Genomic DNA, 19601 nt, shown 5'->3' with positions numbered 1-19601 from the left:
AATAAAAACTATTCTTTGAGGGATTGTGCGTAGTCTTTCGCCTGTTGTAACAGGCGCAGCACGTTATTCCCCCAGATATCAGCTAAATCTTCTTCGGTATATCCCTCGGCCAGTAAGCGCTCGGTAATTTTAGGCAGCGCGGCCACATCCATCATGGTTTCGACACCACCACCGCCATCCCAGTCGGCGCCTACACCGGTGTGCTTTGGTCCGGCGATTTCAAGAATATGAAGGAAATGCTCCATATAATCCTCAAAGGTCGCTCTGACTGCAGGGTGTTCCATATCGATCTGTTTGCGTTTTGCTTTAAGCGCTGCAATTTCGGCTTCGCTCATTTGGGCAATGTTACCCATTTGCCGGAATAACTCGCCGTAGGCTTTACCACGTTCCGGATCCTGAGGTAATTCCTTCAGGTAAGAGCTATAGGCATTTACATGAATAACGCCACCGCTTTCCACCAGCTTCTTAAGCAGGCTGTCATCCACATTGCGAGGGTGGTCATAGATCGTTTTGGTGCCGGAATGCGACAGGATCACCGGTGTTTTGGATAACTCAATCATGTCTTCCAACAGATCATCGTGGGCATGGGAGCCATCCAGAATAATGCCCAGCTCATTGGCCTTTTTCACCAGCTCTTTACCCAGCGGCGACAGGCCACCGTACTGCTGACCATCGGGATCGGTAGAGCTGTCACCAAACTGGTTATTTTTAAAGTGGACTGGCCCCACCATGCGCAGACCCATTTTATAAAAGGTGTCCAGCAAACTCAGGTCTTCACCCAGTGGGTACGCATTTTCCATGCTGACATAGACAATCTTCTTGCCTTGCTCAGCAATCTCTTTAGCGTCTTCCGGTTCGGTTGCCAGCGCAAACGTATCAGGGTTAGCCGCTACCATTTTATGGATCGCCATAGCGCGCAGTAACGCGGTATCACGGGACGACTTAAATCCTGCTTCAGTTACCGGCCCCTGCGGCGTGTAAATCACCCAAAAGCCACCATCCAGACCACCACTATTCATCCGCGGCACATCCACCTGGGAGAAATCGTCGGCAAAAGTGTGCGAATGCATTATGTCGAAGCCCGGTTGCACGAGTAGCGCAGGCGTATCAAGATGCGTGTCCATAACCACCAGCGAATCATGCAGTTTCGCCGCATCGGCCGCGGCGAAAGCCGGGCTGCATGAAGCAGCCACAGCTAACGCGCACAATGTTTGTTTAATTTTTATCTTCATTAAAAGTCTACCGTCAGGGTTGCCTGGAAGGTACGCGGGCTAAGCGGGCGACCAAACGTCGAACCGGTAAAGCCAAAAGACATCACTTCTTTATCGAACACGTTGTCGATGTTGAAACGAAGACGCATATTTTCAGGCATGCCAAAGTTGTTAGGACCGCCGATATCGACATAAGCCTGTGCTACCAGGTAGCTGTCCAGTTCAATAGACTCGGCGAAGTCGGTGTAGCGCTTACCGGTATATTTAGCCGAGAAGTTGGCTACCAGCCATTCTGTCGGCTCGTAGGTTACACCGCCAGTCATCAGCCATTCCGGGCTGTCTGGTAACTGACTGCCAGCAGGGTTACTGCCAAATCCATCCACCAGCTCAGCTTTTTTATAAGATAAGTTGGCATTAAAGTAGAGCTCGCGATCAAAGACTTCTGGCTGGAACACACCGCTCAGTTCAACCCCGTAGGCCTTGGAGGCGCCTGCATTCACGTAGAATGCTTCTGGCTGACCGGTGGCCGGATTCATTACACTGCTGGCAATTAAGCGGTTGTCGAAACGGGTATAGAATAAGGCAATCGCACCGTTATATGTTTCGCGGTTGGTTCTGAAACCGAACTCATAGTTATCGGCTTCTTCCCCTTTAGGATCCGGGGCATCAAAGCCAACGGCGTTATCGAAGATATCGTCGGTACCGGCCGGTAACGCATAGTTTTGTGCGAATGAGGCGAAGATCTGATCGGTATCATTTAACCGGTAAACCGCACCCACCATGGGTAAGAAGTTGTCGCTGTATTCAGCTTCAACCGACTGTGGGCCATAACCCGGCTGACTGTCAATTTCGTAATCCGCGTAATCACGGTAGCCATCCAGTGAGTAATCGATAGACAATGACTTAAAGCCCACTTCCAGCATCAGATTGTCATCCATCATGCTAAAGTTGTCTTTTACATATAGCTGGGTGGTATCGCGCACTGCGGTGTAATTACGACGGTAATAAGCCACCTCATCCATGATTACATCACCGTCGGCGCTGCCGCCGGTTTTATTCAGGCGCGCCTGGGTACGGTTGTAGGTATCATCTTCAATCCAGCCACCGAACTCGATTTTATGGTCGCCCATATACCAGGTTAATCCGGCAACGATACCCTCACGCTCGCCACCTACGGTGGAAAGTCCGTACTGAACACCGCGTGGATGCACCACATCAAGACCAGCCGCTGCCTGGCGGGTGTAAATACCCAGAGTGTTAGAGTAGCTGTCTGGTGATACCCCATAACCGTCTTTATCTTCGTAATAAGCGGTTACATCGAGCTTTACATCTTCGCTGAAATAAGTACCAAAACCTAATGAATAGAGCTTATCATCGCGAATATTGATGCGATCTTCGTAATAGCTGGTACAGTTTGAGCCGGTGAATACCGGCGTAAAGTCATCGTCATCGATACTGCCGTCACCATTATAGTCATATACGCTGCCTGCCGGACTGATACACCCTTCCGGGATACTGTCGACATAGCTGTAGTAATAGTTGCTGGCGAAAGTAGAGGCCGGCGCAGATGGTGAATCATAATCGAAGAAATCGTTTGCTACATAGGTAGCCTGGATATAGCTGTCACCGAACTCGTACAACGCTTTGGCTTCGATATGCTCGCGGTCGATGGTACCCGGGCCACGCCACAGGTCACTATCGGTTTTAGAACGACTCACGTAGGCTCTGAAGCCATCGATATCACCGGTTTCCAGTTTTACGAAAGTCCGTTGCAGGTCGAAATCACCCACAGTGACGGCCACCATACCGCCCATGTCTTCAGATGGGCGAACCGTGCTGTAAGAAGCAATCGGGCCCAAAGATGAATAGGTTGGCGCAGATACATCGCCGGCACCTGGTGAGGCGACAACGGCGCCAAGGTTTTCATTGTCTACATAACGGAAGATAGGGCTGCCGCCAAAAGCATCGGAGCGCCCCATAGGAATACCATCCAGAACAAAGCCCATCTGGCTTAACTGGAAAGCCCGAACCTGCACCGAGTTACCAAATTCATAAAGCCCTAACGCCCCATCAGTTTGTACGTTAAAGCCGGGTAAATTTTCGAGCATCTTTAAGCCGGAGATACCCGACGGTGCAGAAAGCAATTCGTCACGGGTAACGGCCAGCGTGTTGGTTGCTTCATCGGTACCTATAGCGATGTCGGTTTGTGAAATACGACGGCCGACGACGACGATTTTCTCTTCTTTTTGAGCTTCTGATTCGTTATTGGTTTGGGCATAGGCCTGGGAACCAATCAGTAGCTGACCAATAACGCCAGCCAGTAGGGAAAGTGAAAAGGTTTTGCTTGTGTATTTATGTGCCATATCGTTATTTTCTCAGTCTTGTTTCAGGGAGTTTGAATTCGAGACCGTGTTGTTATTCTGCGCCTTTCCGTAGGCGGTATTCACACAAGCGTTTCAATCCCTGTACCAATTCACTGATTCGACGGCTGTTTTGGGATAAATTACCAGCAGCAACCGACAGTCTACATAAAAGATATCGTATACAGTATCTTTAATACAATTACTTAACAATCTATTCCTGAGTAATAATCGATGCTGCACATTTTTTGTGATGAAAAGCTGACCAATTGCACCACTTTAGACAAAAGTATAAGAAGGTATAATCCGTTATCTATCACACAAAATTCACGTATAGTAATACTGATAATTGTTACCGAATTCGTTTAAGGGGGTCAAAATGAGCAGCACAAAACGGATGTCAACCGGCCTTAAGGTGTTTGCCTGGCTGATGGTGCTTTGGAATGGTATTGGCGTAGCGGCATTTTTCAGTCAACTCATGATGACGCCGGAGATGATTGCTCAGCTTCCTGAGACGCAACAGGCAGTCTATCGGGACATCCCAGTGTGGTCTTACAGCGCTTACGCCCTGGCCGTTTTTGGCGGCTTAACAGGCAGTATCTTACTGGCTCTGGGCAAAAAGCTCGCTTTCCCTGTGTTGGTGATCTCCCTCGCCGGGGTAATTGTGCAGCAGTATTATAATTTTGTGGTCATTGATGCCATCAGCATCATGGGCTGGGGCATTGTAGTAATGCCTGTTATCGTAACTTCCATCGCGTTATTACTGGTACTAATCAGCCAGCGCGGTGTTCGCGCAGGCTGGTTACACTAAAACAAATAGAGAGTTTCATGCAGTATTCTGACCGCGCCATGGCCATCACTCCATTCTATGCGATGGCCTTCGGCGAAAAAGCCACGGCGCTTGAGCACGCCGGGCACAACGTTATTCGTTTAAACATTGGCGAGCCTGACTTTGGCGCACCGCCAGCGGTTCAGCAAGCCATGCAACAAGCCGTTGCAGAGAATCAGTTACCCTACACCGGGGCACTGGGCGACTTCCGTCTACGCCAGGCCATTGCAGGCTTTTACCAGACCATGCACGGACTGGAGATCGACCCGCGACGGGTAGTGGTAACCGCCGGTGCGTCAGCGGCGCTGTTACTGGTATGTGCCGCACTGGTTAATCCGGGTGATGAAGTGATGGTGGGCGATCCCTCCTACCCTTGTAACCGCCAGTTTGTTACCACCTTCGGCGGCAAGGTTAATCTGGTCCCAACTGCTGCTGCCGACCGATTCCAGTTAACGCCTGCACTGGTAGCACAGCATTGGCAGGAGACAACCCGGGCGCTGATGGTTGCCACACCATCCAATCCCACCGGTACAGCGGTATCTGCTGACGACCTTGCCAAAATGTGCGAGTTTGCCAAAGCCCGCGGCGCGTGGCGGATAATCGATGAAATCTACCTAAACCTGAGTGACGATACCAACGGCCCGCCGCAATCAGCGCTGTCGTTTGATAACGATGCGATTATTATCAACAGCTTTTCAAAATACTTTGGCATGACCGGTTGGCGGTTAGGCTGGATGATTGTACCGGACGACATGGTGGCGGTTATCGAGCGACTGGCGCAAAACTTATATATTTGCCCCTCCACACCGGCCCAGCTTGCGGCTTTAGCCTGCTTTACACCACCCACCCTCGCGCTTTGTGAGCAACGGCGGCAGTCCTTACTGTCACGGCGCAAAATCGTTCTGCAAGGCCTGGCTGACGCGGGCCTCAAGGTTCCGGTTGAGCCCGACGGCGCGTTTTATGTTTATATTGACGTTAGCCAGACAGGCATGTCTGCCATGGAGTTCTGTGACCGCTTACTCAGTGAGGCTCATGTGGCCATGACACCCGGCAATGATTTTGGTGTTGTCGGTGGCGACCAGTTTGTCAGGCTGTCTTATGCCACGTCGGAAGCGCTGTTGCATGAAGGTCTGGCGAGGATCAAAGCATTTACCGACAAATTGACACAACGCTGAACAACAGAAGTGATTGAAATAAGCCCCGCATCAGGGTCTACTGGTACCGAAAGCAATTATAATTGACCACTATCCAGGGGCTTACACCATGAAACGACTCTTTTTACTCAGTGCGGTGGCGCTTGCGCTGACCGCCTGTTCCGAAGCACCACAAACCAGTACTGCGTCACAACCTGCCACCACAGCCGAAAGCGCCCAGCTTAGCGAATCCGAGCGGTTGAATGCCTGGTTTGAAGAAAAATACGAGCAACAACTGCAGTTTTCTCCGCTGATGATGACCCGCCTTGGCCGCAAGGATCTCTACGACCAGATTGATGACATGTCGGAACAAGGCCAGGATAAACGTCTGCAATGGATGGCGGCCACCGTTGACGAACTCAAAGCCAATTTTGATTACAGCAAGTTAGATGAAGACACTAAAATATCCTACGACATCTGGATGTTTCAGTTTGAACAGGCCAAAAAGCAGGCTGAATTTCGCCGCCGTAATTACGTACTCACGCAAATGAATGGCATGCAGTCCATGCTGCCAACTCTGCTGATCAATTATCATAAAGTCGCCGAAACCTCGGACATGGAAGCCTATATTTCCAGACTGGAAGGCGTTGGCCGGGCGGTTGAACAATTAACCAGCCGGGTTGCCATCAATGCAGACGAGGGCGTTAAAGCGCCGTACTTTGCTTACGAAGGCGTTATCAAACAAAGCAAAGCGATTATCTCAGGCAAACCTTTTGACCCCGACAGTGACCAGGATTCTTCATTGCTGGCAGACGTAAAAACCAAGGTGGCAGCGCTTGAGGAAAGCGGCGAGATCACAGCCGAACAGGCTGCGACCTATATTGAGGAAGCCGAGACCGCACTGCTCGATAAAGTCATGCCAGCTTATGGCAAGCTGATTAGCTGGTTCGAAAATGACCTGCCGAACATTTCTCGTGAAGCAACAGGCGCATCTGCACTGCCGCAGGGCGAAGCTTATTACAACTCTGCGCTGGCCTTACGTACCACTACCGATTTAACCGCCGATGAAATTCATCAGATTGGTTTGAACGAAGTAGACCGCATTCTGGCTGAGATGGAAAAAATTAAGCAGGCAGAAGGCTTCGACGGCACCTTAAAAGAGTTCTTTGCCTACATAAAATCGGATAACACCGATGAACGTTTTTATTATCCGAACACCGACGAGGGACGCCAGGCTTACCTCGATGACGCAACCGCCTTTCTGGATAACATAGCCGATAAATTACCGGAATTCTTCGGCATCCTGCCCAAAGCCGATTTAGTTGTAAAGCGGGTAGAACCTTATCGTGAGCAGGCTGGCGCTCCGCAGCATTACTTTGCCGGTTCGCCGGATGGCAGCACACCGGGTGTGTACTATGCTCACCTGATAGACATGACCACCATGCCTAAGAACGAAATGGAGGCAATCGCCTACCACGAAGGCAACCCCGGCCACCATATGCAAATATCCATTGCTCAGGAACTGGAAGGTGTACCTAAATTCAGAACCACGTCGTTCTTTAACAGTTATGTTGAAGGCTGGGCGTTGTATGCTGAGCTGGTGGCAAAGGAAATGGGTGGCTACCAGAATCCGATGTCTGACTTTGGTCGCTTAGTTTCTGAAATGTGGCGCGCAATCCGTTTGGTGGTAGACACCGGTATCCATGCCAAAGGCTGGACAGAAGAACAGGCTAATCAGTTCTTCAGAGATAACTCGCCCATTTCTGATGGCGCGATAAAAACCGAAGTTCAGCGCTATTTTGTGTGGCCGGGTCAGGCCACTTCCTACAAAATCGGAATGCTGAAAATTCTTGAGCTACGAGAGAAGGCCGAAACCGAACTGGGTGAACAGTTTGATATTCGCGCCTTCCACGATGTGATCCTTGGCAGTGGCGCTGTGCCCCTGACCATTTTGGAACGCATGGTAGACAATTGGATTGCTGAGGAAAAAGCGGCTTAGTTAATCATTGCTGTAACAAAGCCGGCATATTCGCCGGCTTATTTGATGATGTCGCTTAATCAGCAGAATATTAAGACCACAAGCTTGTACGCCACCAGCAATTGCAGGTAAGGTGGTATAAAATATTCAAAAATACAACGACATGAAAATTTCACAGCAGGATCTCGATATTTGTTGTGGGCCGGAAGCTTTTGTCTCCCAAACAGATATCCAACCAGTAACACAACCCATTCACCAGACTTCACTGTTCTCTTACAGTAAGTTTGAGAACCTCTGTGCCGCGCTGGCCAATGAATACAGCACACCGGTTTATACGCGTGGGCGAAATCCAACAATGACCAGTGTGGAAAAGAAACTTGCAGCCCTTGAGCGTGGCGAGGCATGCAAACTGTTTGCTTCTGGTATGGGCGCTATTAGTGCGGCGATTACCGGGTTGGTAAATCAGGGCGACCACATCATATTTGTCAACCAGGTCTACAGCCCTACCATTCAGCTCGCTGAGCAACTCGCGCGGTTTGGCGTAACGTTTACTTACCTGACCTCAGGCGATCTGGAGCAACTACAAGCAGCTATCCGGCCAGAAACCCGGCTTATCTGGTTTGAAAGTCCGGCGACCATGACTTTTAAGCGCATTGATATTACCAGGGTAGTGGCCATTGCCCACGAACACGGCATTCTGACCGGTATCGACAACACCTGGGCAACGCCGCTGCTCCAGAAGCCCATTACCATGGGCGTCGACATTGTGGCCCACTCCTTAACCAAATACATTGGCGGCCACAGTGATGTGATTGCCGGTGCGATAATTACCCGCCACGCATTGCTTAAACAGATTTTTTACCGAACCTTTTTGCTCAATGGCGCTGCAATAGGCCCCATGGATGCGTGGTTAATAGAAAGAGGACTGCGTACCCTGAGTGTGCGGCTACAGCAACAGGAGGCCAGCGCCCTGGCCATTGGTGAGTTTCTGCAGGACCACCCTAAAGTAGCGCGGATCTATCACCCGGCCTGGCAAGAAGATTCGCCGCCAGCCGAGACCAACCCGCTGGCCGGCTACAATGGCCTGATCAGCTTTACTCTGAAGAACCCGGCATACGATAACGTAACCCGCTTTTTAAATGCCCTGAGTCACTTTCGCCTTGGTGTTAGCTGGGGCGGGTTTGAAAGTCTGGCCATCTCATTACAGCGCCCGGAAAATGCCGAACAGCTGGCCGCTATGAATCTGCCACAAGGGCTTATTCGTTTGTCTGTTGGGCTTGAAGCCGCGCAAACGCTGATAGCCGATCTGGAACAAGCTTTTCAGCATGTCTGAACCCGTGTCAGCCTCACCTAATGAGCCATTGCCGCTTTGGTTAGCGGCGCTGCCGCTGGTGGTGCTGTTAACGGTTTTCGCCGGTGGCGCTTTGTTTACCGAACTCGGCGGCACGCTGGTAGTGGTAGCAATATTACTGGCCGCGGTGGTTGCCGGGCTGATAGGTTTTAGCCGGGGCATTAGCTGGCAGTTAATGGAGCAGGCCGCCGTAGCCAAATTTGGAGATGTTTTTCCGGTAGTGCTTATCCTGCTGTCCATTGGCGGCTTAATCGGTAGCTGGATGCTGTGCGGCACCATCCCGTTTTTTGTATGGACCGGCATCCACCTTATTGATCCGGATTACCTGTATATTTCGGCTTTTCTGGCCGCTGCTATCATGAGCATATTTACCGGCTCGTCATGGGCTTCGGCCGGCACAATCGGCGTTGCTTTAATGGGCCTGGCCACCGTGATGGGGGCCTCTTTACCGGTTACCGCCGGTGCAGTGATTTCCGGCGCCTGCTTCGGTGACAAAATGTCGCCCTTATCGGATTCAACCAATATTTCTGCGATTGCGGCCAAAGCCGACTTATATCAGCACATCGGCCACATGGTATACACAGCCTTGCCTTCTTTTTTGATTGCTCTAATAGTGTTTATGCTGGTCCCGGCCGCAAGCACGGTCGATCAGAGCAACGCGTTGTTAGCAACGGCAGCAATGCAACAACTCATCGAAGCCGCTTTCACCCCGGCGTGGTGGCAATTGTTGCCCCCGGCCCTGGTGATTTATGCGATTGTTAAAAAATGGCCACCCGTCATCGGCATTACTTACTCCACCCTGCTGGCTTTGGTGCTTACAGTAATGGTTCAACCCTTTGGGTTAGAGGATGCGGTTAACGCCTACCTGAATGGCTTTAGTCTTGAAATGTTACCTGCGCAACTGCGCAGTGAGGCAATGGCTAATGAAGCCTTTCTGCAACTGGTTGAGCGTGGCGGATTGTATTCCATGGTAGGCACACTGGTGGTCATTATTGCCGCATTCTTACTCGCCGGAACCATGCAGGCCAGCGGCGCGCTGAATGTATTAATTCAGGCGATGCTCCGGCGGGTGAAAGGTATTTTTAGTTTGGTGTTAAGCACTATGGTAAGCGGCATTACTTTACTGTCACTGACCAGTCACGGCGGCGTGACCAGCTTAATTATCGGTAACCTGTATCAGCCCGGGTATCGGGCCAGAAAGCTGGCACCGGTTAATTTATCCCGCAGTATTGAAGATTCTGTGACCCTGATGGATCCGGTATTGCCCTGGACGGTTTCCGGCTTATTTATGGCCGCCACACTGGGAGTGGCGACCGTGGATTATTTACCCTGGGCATTGTTTTGCCTGGGCGGCCCGGTATTCTCATTACTGTGGGCCGGGCTATTGCCACGCTCGGCAGCGATAAAACACCTGCCCTAGAATTTCAGTAAAAAGGCGGTATAACCGTAAACGGTATCGTCCGGATAATCGCCCTGGGCAAACGCATCGCCTTTAGCCATGTAGGCACCACCAAACTCAAGTCGGAACTTAGGCAACAACTGGTGACGCCAGCGAAACTCAATCTGATTACCTATGTCACTTTCACCACCCACCGGGGTTTTCTGGTAACTTAAATTTAAATAGCGGATCAGCAGGTTATCTTTCTTGGTAAATTTACTCACCATTTTAAGACCCAGTGATACCAGGTTGCGCCGTGGCATGGTGCGGTACACTTCGGTGGGGCCAAAGTCAAAGCGGCGCACACCGTAAAGTGCGTCAAAGTTGGTATTTTTTCCGTCACTGCTGTCGTTATCACCACTTATCAGGTCGACAATAGCCTGCAGAGAAGTGGTATCGGTAACCATCTGACCAAACGCACCATGGAATAACCACGCCTGGTGGTCGATTTCGGTAACATCACTGGGCGAGGTAGACTGATGACGGGTACCAGACTGCACGATAACCTCTGCATCCGCACGCCATTTGGTGTCTTTAGGTAAGGTATAGTGCGCACTCACCGTTAGGAATTCACGGTTGGCAGTATTCAGGTCCGGACCATCTTCTTCGTCAAACCAGTAAGTTTGCAGTTGCCAGGTTTTATCGGCAGAACTGGCATACACACCATACATAGCCCGTTCTGAATACGACTTATCAAAGCCTCGCTCATTAGCATCGATACTTGCCGCATCGCCGGGTAAGCGGGTCACCGGCAGTAAATAAACAGCGTTAACGTTCCAGTCGTTCCATTGCCATTCACTGACTACCCCATCGAAGGTGTTCATGGCATTTCTAAAATACCCGCTGGAAATAACCCGGCGACTACCAAAATCAAGAATAAACCGGCCAACGCTGAGCTTCTGCATGTTCAGACCACCATTATTCTGACTGTTACCCAGCCATGAGAAGTTAAACTGTACAGGCTCCAGCGTGTTGACCTGCGAACGACCAAGAGTGGGATCATCATTATCCAGATACACACGGGAATCAGCTAATTCGCCGAGTAGTTCAAACTGCGACCATGTCATTACTGTTTTCACCTGTAGCTTTGAGGACAGGCGCTGATTGTGCTGATTAAACCGATCGTCGGTGGTTGGAAATAACGGGTTAGTGATATTTTCATAGCGTAAGGCCCACTGTCCTGACACATCAAAAGTAAGCGATTCGGCCAACACCAGTGGTGACATGAGGGAAGCAGCACAGGCCACGCTGAGCATACTGGCGAATTTTACATACAGTGATTTCATAGGTGTCTCCGGTTTCTCTCACCTGGGAATTTTTAACGTTGGTTTTATGTGGATTGGCGTCAGTTACATCACGTTTTAAAACGACTGACTTTTTGCCCCAGTTGCTGGACGGTGCCGTTAACACTGCCTGCAATATTCCCGGTATTCTCAATGGTTTTGAGATTTTGCTGACCCAGGGTATTGAGGTTGGTGACATTGGTATTGATATCGGTTACCACCTGGCTTTGTTCTTCAGTGGCTGCCGCTATCTGGTAAATGGTTTCGTTAGCATCATTCACCGCTTCGTTTACCTGATCAAAAGCCCGCGCCAGCTGCTCTGAAACAGCTACCACAGAGTCGACTTCACTGGCACCGCGCTCAATTGCATTCACTGCATCATTCACGCTGTGCTCCAGGCGACCAAGCATTTCGTTGATATTTTCTGTTGATTGCTGGGTGCGACTCGCCAGGGTTCTGACCTCATCGGCCACCACGGCAAACCCTCTTCCCTGCTCACCAGCGCGCGCGGCCTCTATGGCAGCATTCAGTGCCAGCAGGTTGGTTTGCTCTGCGATACCACGGATAACATCCAGCACGGCGATTATGTTTTGGGACTCTTTGGCCAGGCTTGAAATAACATCGTTAGCGTTACTAATAGAGTCTGAAAGATTAGACACATTTTTGACCGAGTCATTAACCACTTGTCTTGACGACGTACTGATTTCTGAGGCGACCTTTACTTTCTCCATAGCGCCCTGGCTGTTGCTGGCTGTATCTGCCACGACATGGCTTAGCTCGTTAACGGCAGTCGCGATTTGGTCGAGGTTATCATTCTGCTGGTGAGACGCAGACTTCACGGTATTAGAGGCATCATTTAGATTTGCTGCGGCACCCTTCAGGTTTTCAGTATCCTGCTGGATCATTACGATCAGCTCCTGCAGGTTTTCCATGAAACGGTTAAAAGTCTTTGCCAGGGTTGCCAGTTCATCTTTGCCACTGCTATCTAAACGGCTGCGTAAATCACCATCGCCCTGGCTTATGTCGCGCATCACATCAATCAGCGTATTGAGGCGATCAGTCACCAGACGGGGGCCATACATAATAGATAACGCGCTTACAATTAGCACAATAACCAGCACTAACAGCAGCATAAACTGATTGCTTTGTGAGGATGACTGCATGTCCGCAGCAAGCTCATCGGCTGCATTTTTCATTGCCTCACCAAAGGTATCGTAATGACTTCTGACCTGCTCAAAATTAACTATTAAACTGGCTGAGCGCAGCGCATTGGCACCGTCAATATCACCTGCTGACACCAGCGATACAACTTCGTTGGCATCTCTTAACCAGTTGTCATAATCGCTCTTGAATTTAGTGCTACTGCCCACATTTGCCGCTTCCCCCTGCACAATACTGCGCGCTTGGTTCATACGGTCGAGGGCTTGTTGAGCGTTATCTTTGAAGTCTGTAATTTCAGCATCGATGGCCTGGCCACGCATACCGGCCCGAATAATGGCGTCCTGCAAAGCCGTTTGCGCCTGATACAAATCCCTGTCGGCATTGAGAGTAAGGCTGACAGCATTCAGATAACGCTTGGCTATTTGCTCAGAATCGTCACTCAGCTTACTAAGAGAAAAAACGGAAATAACCGCAACAACACACAATAATGCTGTTACGACGACGAGAGGGAAAGCAAACTTACTTCTAATGGAGAACTGGCTGAAATCAATCATGGGCCGCCTCAAACTACACAAACGCTATACTTGCTCAAAGCGTGGCACATTATTTTTTTTTTGCAAAAAAACAGTGTAACTTCACACCCGAGCGCCTAATGTCACATTTGTCACAATATGCACATCTGCGCGAATTATGAGTTTTATTGGCAAATTGTCAACGAAAAATTGCACACAACTCGGACAATTCAGCCTTTAGTATAAGAAAAGATGGCGTACTAAGAAGTCGACAAAACGGCTTAAAGCGCTTATTTATTTGGGAGTATGTGGATTTCGGCAGGGAAAAGAAAACTTGCTGATCTGTATACGTATTGAGTTTGACTCAGCCTGACTGGCTCGTGGATATTAGGGCTATTTTAGTTTTTCATACCTAAACAAGTTGCTATCTTTGAATTAAAAAGCCCTGCTAAACATAAGGTTAATTACTTCCTCAGGCCGTCCAGCTAAGTGAGCCTGCAATCAGTGCTATGTGACCGCTTTAACTGAACTCCTGCCAAACCTACGTTTTATACTTGAATCCAACTCCACGTAAATTTACATTAGCCGCAATGAAGTAGTATTGAGTGAAGTATCTCTTTTTCATGACTAAGTTTGTTGTTTTACTTTGGCTGGTCAGCCTGCCGTTTAGTACAGCCTTTGCTGCTGAGGTAATTAAACGTTCAGAGTCGGGGTTGTGTCACGACAAAAACAGTCAGTGGTACGAACGCACCCGAAAATTTACCGCGTACGCTACTATGCGAAATTGCCTGGCGGCCGGTGGCAAAGCCTATTCCGGATATGCCACTAACTCACAAGCCACCATTACCGATGGCTACGACAGGGACCTGTTCCCTCACTGGCTGGATGAGGATGGTAATTGCCGTGACACCCGGGCCGAGACACTTATCCGCCAATCAGAAGTGCCCGTTGCCTTTGCCGACGGCGCAGGATGTCAGGTTACCAGCGGACGCTGGTACGACCCTTACACTGACAATACCTTTACCGATGATGATGATCTTGATATCGACCACATCGTGCCGCTCAAATGGGCCTACGAGCATGGCGCCGATAAATGGCCTGAACGCATCAGAGCTGCCTTTGCCAACGATACGCTGAACGTTATTGCCGTGAGCCTTTCGGCCAACCGTTCTAAGGGGGCTAAAGGCCCCACTGAATGGATGCCCGCCAATCAGAGTTATCGCTGTCAGTACCTGCAGCGATTTCAGGTAGTGACGCAAAAATACCAGCTGGCATTTACTACCCGCGAGAACCGTGTACTGTCGAGACAGCTTTCAAGCTGCTCACGCCCGGGGTGAACCCAGGCACAGAGGATAGGTTACTCACACCGCGCCAATAACAGGCCGCGAAACCTGACGTTCAAGCCGGAAGATATACAAAGCCAATAAGGTGAGCAACACACTGGTAAAGGCGATCAATGCAAATAAATCGGCCAGGCTACCGCTCGCTTCATACAAACCACCTGCGATCATATTGCCCAATGCTCCGCCAAGACCAAAGGTCACCATGCCGATACCGTTAATTTGCATGGTCGCCTTTGAGCCATAGTGCTTACTCAACCAGCCGGCCAGTACGCCCCAGATAGGAAAATACATCAGGCCATAACTAAACCCGGCCAGTAACACAAAGGTAGCCGGGTCCAGCAGAAAGGCGATAATTCCGATAGCAAACACGGAGGTAGTAAATAGCAACGCCATACTTGAGCCTTTGCTATCGGCCAGTTTACCCACCAAAAAGCCAGCAGCCATGCCTGATAAGCCAATTAAAGACCAGGTATAGCCGCCTAATTCAGCAGGCAAAGAAAGCTCGGCCAGATACGTATTCAGCCAGGTTGAAAACGGCATGGTGGCGAAACCCACCAGGAACGTCATCAGGCTGCAAACAAAAGCAATTCGCTCTTTAAAAATAGTGCGGAATAATTGTTTAGCGGGCATCGAGGGCGGCGCTTCTATCTCCACCTGCGATGCTACGCAGCACAGACGACGCAGCATAAAAGCCGTAGCGCCTACCGTTACCAGTCCCATGATTGCTGCGGCCACCCAGCCGCCCTGCCATCCGGCCAGCGGCACAATAGCCAGAATGATCAGGCCATTAATGCTATAGCCCCAGGCTGTGCCACTGGCAGCGGTTGATAAACTGGTTGCGCGGTACTGTGGTTGACCAAAACAGCTGACTAACTCAACAATGCCGCCCCAGCTTACGGCCGCACTGGCCGCCATTAAGACCAACACAATCAGCATAGCCAGCGGCGATTGAATAATGGCCATGGCAAACAGTAACAAAGAGGTCATCACACCGCACCAAAGTAACAGCCGGGCAGAGTTGAGCTTATGCCCGAATAGCCCCAGCAACATTGCGCCGCCAAGATATGCCAATTGTGTAGCTGCGCCGATGGTCGCCAGATACCAATGGCTAATAGCAATATCCTGCTGCATCATCGGCACCATCGCGGCAAACAAAAATAACCCAAAACCGAGACTGATAATTTGATTGGACCCAAAGGTGATGGCCATCCTCATTGCCTGACTCCTTAACTATTTGCGATAACCTGAAACAACATTGAAATGAAAATTACGATTTGGACGAAATGTAATCGCTTGCCTTTATTCGGTAAATCGATAAATATTCAAATCTACGTTCAGTATTTCTGAATTCTGATAAAGGCCTAAGGTTATGCGAGATTTGCCAATCAATTTACTGCGCACGTTTTTGGTGGTGGCCGAGACACTTAACCTGACAGAGGCTGCCCGACTACTGCATAAAGCGCCCTCCACGGTAAGTATGCAGCTCAACCGTCTGGAAGAATTGGTAGCCAACCCGTTGATGGAACGCGGTCAGCATGGGGTTCGATTAACGCCGGCAGGCATACAGCTGACTAACCACGCAAGGCAATTGCTGAACCTGCACGATCAGATTGTCGGTTCGTTCCAGAACATGGATATCGACGGTACCGTGCGCCTCGGTAGTCACGATCAATACGCCAGTCGCACGTTATCGCCATTATTGCAGGAGTTTATTCTGAGCTACCCGGAGGCGCAGTTAGAAGTATTCTGCGACCACAGCCCGGACACGCTGTTACGAAAATTAGACAAAGGTCAACTGGATATTGCTTTAGTCGAAATGATGGCCGACTCAACCGGAGGCACCCGCTTACGCCGCGACTCGCTGGTATGGGTAGGCTCACGGGACCACCACCTGCTCGGCTCACCGGTATTACCCTTAGCGGTGTTCGATGAAGGCTGCTATCACCGCCAGTATGCCAGACGGGTTTTAGAAGAGGCTGGTATTAGCTACCGGATTGCCTTTACCAGTCAGAGCCGGGCTGGCGTATTAGCCGCAGTGCGGGCCGGTGTCGGCATTGGTATTATTCCACTGCACACCATGGAGGATGATCTGGTGATATTGAATGAGGAGTTGCCGCCGTTGCCGGAAACCGAAGTTGCTTTATTCACAGGTAAAAAAGTCAATGAAGCAACCAAACGACTGGAACAAATTGTACGTGACAGCCCGCTGTTTAATCCGCTGGGCGTGGCTCACCAGTAGGCATAGGCGCACCAAGCGGAGCGCCATTTTAGCTGAGCTTACAGCTTCTTTCGGCGCAGCATCATTGCTATCAATCCCAGGCCGAATAAAGATAACGCACCGGGGGCAGGCACCTCGGATGCATCATTTTGGTTATTTTCACTGCCATCCGGGACTGAGCGAGTGAGCGCGATAGCATAACCATCACTCTTCGAGGTAAAACGACCCGGATTACGTGTGTCGATAGCAACGTTGGCAGGAATGATCCTTCCATTTAAACCATGGGTTCTGACCTGGCCGTATTCACTAACCACCCGCGCAGAGTTAAAGGTCCAATAAAATGTATCGTCAGACACATTTAACTCTGTGGAGGAAAAGAAAAAATTGGTGCGACTTTGTGGGTATCGTTCGCCTTCAATTTCACAGGTGTAAAGACTACCTACAAAATCGTAGCAGTAATCATCCAGAGCTGTTTTACCGAAAAGTCCGAAGAAATGATCAACACTTTCATTAGTAATAGAAGTCAGTGAAGAACTGGCGTATTGCGACACATAAGTACCGCGATCTCCAGTCCAGTCAAACTCACCAAAGAAATCATCGTATAGTTGGTCCACTTCCTGCGATGATGCAACAAACCACCCATCTTCAGCATAAGAGTTAAGAGCTTCTTCTACCGACATCACATTGGTTTGAGAAAGAGTCATCCACTCAAGACCTGAGCCATCTGTGATAATGTTTGTTCCTGCATCTTTTGTGTAATTTAAGTAGGAAGCGGAGGCAATTGCGGGTATGGTCGCAACCACAACTGATAAGGAAACCAGCAACGGCTTAAACATCTGAACAACATCCTTATTATTAGTAAATGATGAATTAAACATCCAGTCTCGCAAAACGCCAATAATAACACAATAACTTATTGAAAAACTTATCCATTGTTCAATTTTCAGACAGTAAAAACCAAGCAAGTTAAGACCTTATATTTGACTTTTCCCGTCCTTAACAGGAAACACCAACCCCGTCGTATTGGAGACTAAAAAGCAGAGCGAGCGCAACTCACGGTTACCGGCAGGGGCACGCCCGCGAGTCCCGTTAAGTAAAACTTTCCAACGCCGATCGAGTAGGAGGGAGTTTTACAACTCCCGTCCTCTCACACCACCGGGCATACGGTTCCGTACCACGGCGGTTCATATTAACACTGGAACTGTCGGTGACAATCCAGCAGTGACACCAGCCCCATTTTATCGAACCACCCTTTCCTGAAGGCTTGGTTCATGTGGCTAGCCCCCGCATTCCACCATGCGCCTCGTTGGTTGGTCGATGACCACCATGCCCGATTCTCGTCAATGCCTGCCTTCATTAAGTTTCTGACCCGGGTGTATACGCGTTTCCATTGCCGCCATAGCAAACAGCGGAGTTTTCGTCGTATCCAACCGTCCAGTTCCTCCAGCACGCCTTTGACTTTTGTCAGGCGGAAGTAGCTTATCCAACCCCGAAGCACGGGTGCTAATGCGTTTATCGTGTCACTGACTGAGCGCGAGCAATGCCCTGTGGTCATTTCGCGGATTTTATCCTTGAAGCGATTTACACTTTGCACGGCGATTTTCACCCGGCTCTCTTTGTGCCGGGTAAAGCTATAGCCTAGGAACTTGCGTTCCGACGGCCGGGCTACCGCGCTTTTGTCGGCATTGACTTGCTGCTTCAGTTCGTTAGACAGGAAGTCGGTGATATCGGCCAGTAAGCTCTCGCCTGCTTTCTGACTGCTCACGTAAATATTGCAGTCATCAGCATAGCGGCAGAAGCTATGACCTCGTTGCTCTAATTCCTTGTCTAAGCTATCCAGCAGGATGTTTGATAGCAATGGTGATAGTGGGCCGCCTTGCGGCATGCCTCTGTCCCGCGTTACCCGCTGGCCATTGGCCATCATTTCCACTTCAAGGAAGCGGCGGATGAGTTTCAACAGCCGTTTATCTTCTATCAGGTGCGCCAGTTTCGACATTAAGATGTCATGGTCTACCCGGTCGAAGAACTTCTCCAAATCCATGTCTACAACCCATCGCTTTCCGCTACGTATGTATTGCTGTGCTTGTTGCACGGCTTGCCATGCATTGCGGTTTGGTCTGAATCCGTAGCTGGACTGAGAGAAGTGCGGTTCCACCAACGGACTTAGCCGTTGTGCTATCGCTTGCTGGATGAGTCTGTCTACCACCGTTGGCACGCCTAACGTCCTGACGTCGCCATTCGGTTTCGGGATGTCCACTTTACGGATGGCCCGCGGTAGATAGCTGCCCTCTGTCAGTGAGACCTTCACACCTTGCCAATGCTGTTTCAACCAGGGTTTTAAATCCAGCGTGCTCAGGTTATCTACACCCGCAGCGCCTTTATTCTCCACCACCCGCTGATAGGCCAACATCATATTGGCTCGGTCTGTCACTGCTTCCATCGTCACCGATGGTTCCGCTTTCGTTCGCCCACTGACCGCCGTGTCAATTTCAGCACCCGTGGCGTATCCCGACAGGTTCCGCCCGTCTTCGCACTCACTGGCCGCGGTATTCTGCGCTTGTGCATCATTAATCGACATCGAGTAACAGTGTCCTAATCACGGTTAATTATGTTCAGCCCTTCATGCTATCGGTTTAATATCACTACTACGGCCTCGGCTGACTTCTGATATCCCATCCCAACATCTCTCGATGTCAGTAGCACACTAAAAAAATCAGAGGCAAAACATCAGACCTCCCGGGGTAATTCGCGCGACCTTCCTGCTTATGCCTGTCGGCTCTACGT

Annotated in this window: 14 protein-coding genes; 7 read left to right on the top strand and 7 right to left on the bottom strand. The window is 50.1% G+C overall.

Translation table 11 applies throughout. From position 1 onward, the window contains the following. Positions 1 to 8: 8 nt before the first annotated feature. Both D9T21_RS04310 and D9T21_RS04305 read right to left on the bottom strand, forming a co-directional pair. Positions 9 to 1232, bottom strand: a complete 1224-nt coding sequence (locus D9T21_RS04310) for a dipeptidase (RefSeq protein ID WP_123323888.1) — start codon at positions 1230 to 1232, stop codon at positions 9 to 11. Further along, positions 1232 to 3574, bottom strand: a complete 2343-nt coding sequence (locus tag D9T21_RS04305) for a TonB-dependent receptor (RefSeq protein WP_123323887.1) — start codon at positions 3572 to 3574, stop codon at positions 1232 to 1234. Before D9T21_RS04305 ends, D9T21_RS04310 begins: the two co-directional genes overlap by 1 nt. Before the next feature lie 376 nt (positions 3575 to 3950). Between D9T21_RS04305 and D9T21_RS04300 the strand changes: the two genes are divergently transcribed. From D9T21_RS04300 to nhaC, 5 genes are all read left to right on the top strand, one after another. Beyond that, complete coding sequence (locus tag D9T21_RS04300; protein ID WP_241155620.1) at positions 3951 to 4382, top strand: hypothetical protein; 432 nt, start codon at positions 3951 to 3953, stop codon at positions 4380 to 4382. Positions 4383 to 4399: 17 nt separating this feature from the next. Beyond that, positions 4400 to 5575 carry a pyridoxal phosphate-dependent aminotransferase gene (locus D9T21_RS04295; RefSeq protein WP_123323886.1) on the top strand — a complete coding sequence of 392 codons (1176 nt, stop codon included), beginning with the start codon at positions 4400 to 4402 and terminating at the stop codon, positions 5573 to 5575. Between the two features lie 88 nt (positions 5576 to 5663). After that, a complete protein-coding gene (locus D9T21_RS04290; protein ID WP_123323885.1) occupies positions 5664 to 7532 on the top strand; it encodes a DUF885 domain-containing protein in 1869 nt (622 codons plus the stop codon). A 142-nt stretch (positions 7533 to 7674) separates the two neighbouring features. Beyond that, positions 7675 to 8844: a trans-sulfuration enzyme family protein gene (locus D9T21_RS04285; RefSeq protein ID WP_123323884.1), complete on the top strand. Its 1170-nt coding sequence runs from the start codon at positions 7675 to 7677 to the stop codon at positions 8842 to 8844. Continuing rightward, on the top strand, positions 8837 to 10282 hold the full coding sequence (gene nhaC, locus D9T21_RS04280; RefSeq protein ID WP_123323883.1) for a Na+/H+ antiporter NhaC: 1446 nt from the start codon (positions 8837 to 8839) through the stop codon (positions 10280 to 10282). Before D9T21_RS04285 ends, nhaC begins: the two co-directional genes overlap by 8 nt. Here the strand turns inward: nhaC and D9T21_RS04275 are convergent. Together D9T21_RS04275 and D9T21_RS04270 are read right to left on the bottom strand one after the other, a co-directional pair. Continuing rightward, entirely contained in the window at positions 10279 to 11586 is a 1308-nt protein-coding gene (locus D9T21_RS04275) for an alginate export family protein (protein ID WP_123323882.1), read from the bottom strand. The genes nhaC and D9T21_RS04275 overlap by 4 nt on opposite strands. Positions 11587 to 11654: 68 nt before the next feature. Then, positions 11655 to 13298 carry a methyl-accepting chemotaxis protein gene (locus D9T21_RS04270; RefSeq protein ID WP_123323881.1) on the bottom strand — a complete coding sequence of 548 codons (1644 nt, stop codon included), beginning with the start codon at positions 13296 to 13298 and terminating at the stop codon, positions 11655 to 11657. Positions 13299 to 13879: 581 nt separating this feature from the next. On the opposite strand from D9T21_RS04270, the gene D9T21_RS04265 reads away from it, so the two are divergent. Then, positions 13880 to 14593, top strand: a complete 714-nt coding sequence (locus D9T21_RS04265) for an HNH endonuclease family protein (protein ID WP_123323880.1) — start codon at positions 13880 to 13882, stop codon at positions 14591 to 14593. A gap of 24 nt (positions 14594 to 14617) precedes the next feature. Here the strand turns inward: D9T21_RS04265 and D9T21_RS04260 are convergent, their stop codons facing one another. Further along, positions 14618 to 15814: an MFS transporter gene (locus tag D9T21_RS04260; protein WP_123323879.1), complete on the bottom strand. Its 1197-nt coding sequence runs from the start codon at positions 15812 to 15814 to the stop codon at positions 14618 to 14620. 154 nt (positions 15815 to 15968) lie between these two features. Here D9T21_RS04260 and D9T21_RS04255 point away from each other — a divergent pair, with 154 nt between their 5' ends. Next, positions 15969 to 16838 (top strand): LysR substrate-binding domain-containing protein, encoded by an 870-nt coding sequence (locus tag D9T21_RS04255; RefSeq protein WP_123323878.1) that lies wholly within the window; start codon positions 15969 to 15971, stop codon positions 16836 to 16838. 38 nt (positions 16839 to 16876) lie between these two features. Here the strand turns inward: D9T21_RS04255 and D9T21_RS04250 are convergent, their stop codons facing one another. Both D9T21_RS04250 and ltrA read right to left on the bottom strand, forming a co-directional pair. Further along, entirely contained in the window at positions 16877 to 17782 is a 906-nt protein-coding gene (locus D9T21_RS04250; protein WP_123323877.1) for a PEP-CTERM sorting domain-containing protein, read from the bottom strand. Between the two features lie 224 nt (positions 17783 to 18006). Then, a complete protein-coding gene (ltrA, locus tag D9T21_RS04245) occupies positions 18007 to 19257 on the bottom strand; it encodes a group II intron reverse transcriptase/maturase (protein ID WP_241155627.1) in 1251 nt (416 codons plus the stop codon). Positions 19258 to 19601 lie beyond the last annotated feature (344 nt).

It is taken from the genome of Marisediminitalea oceani, from assembly GCF_003731635.1.
In the GTDB taxonomy this organism is placed as follows: Bacteria; Pseudomonadota; Gammaproteobacteria; order Enterobacterales; family Alteromonadaceae; genus Alteromonas; species Alteromonas oceani.
The sequence above is the reverse complement of the archived record's forward strand: the minus strand, read 5'-3'. Positions and strand labels throughout refer to the sequence as shown.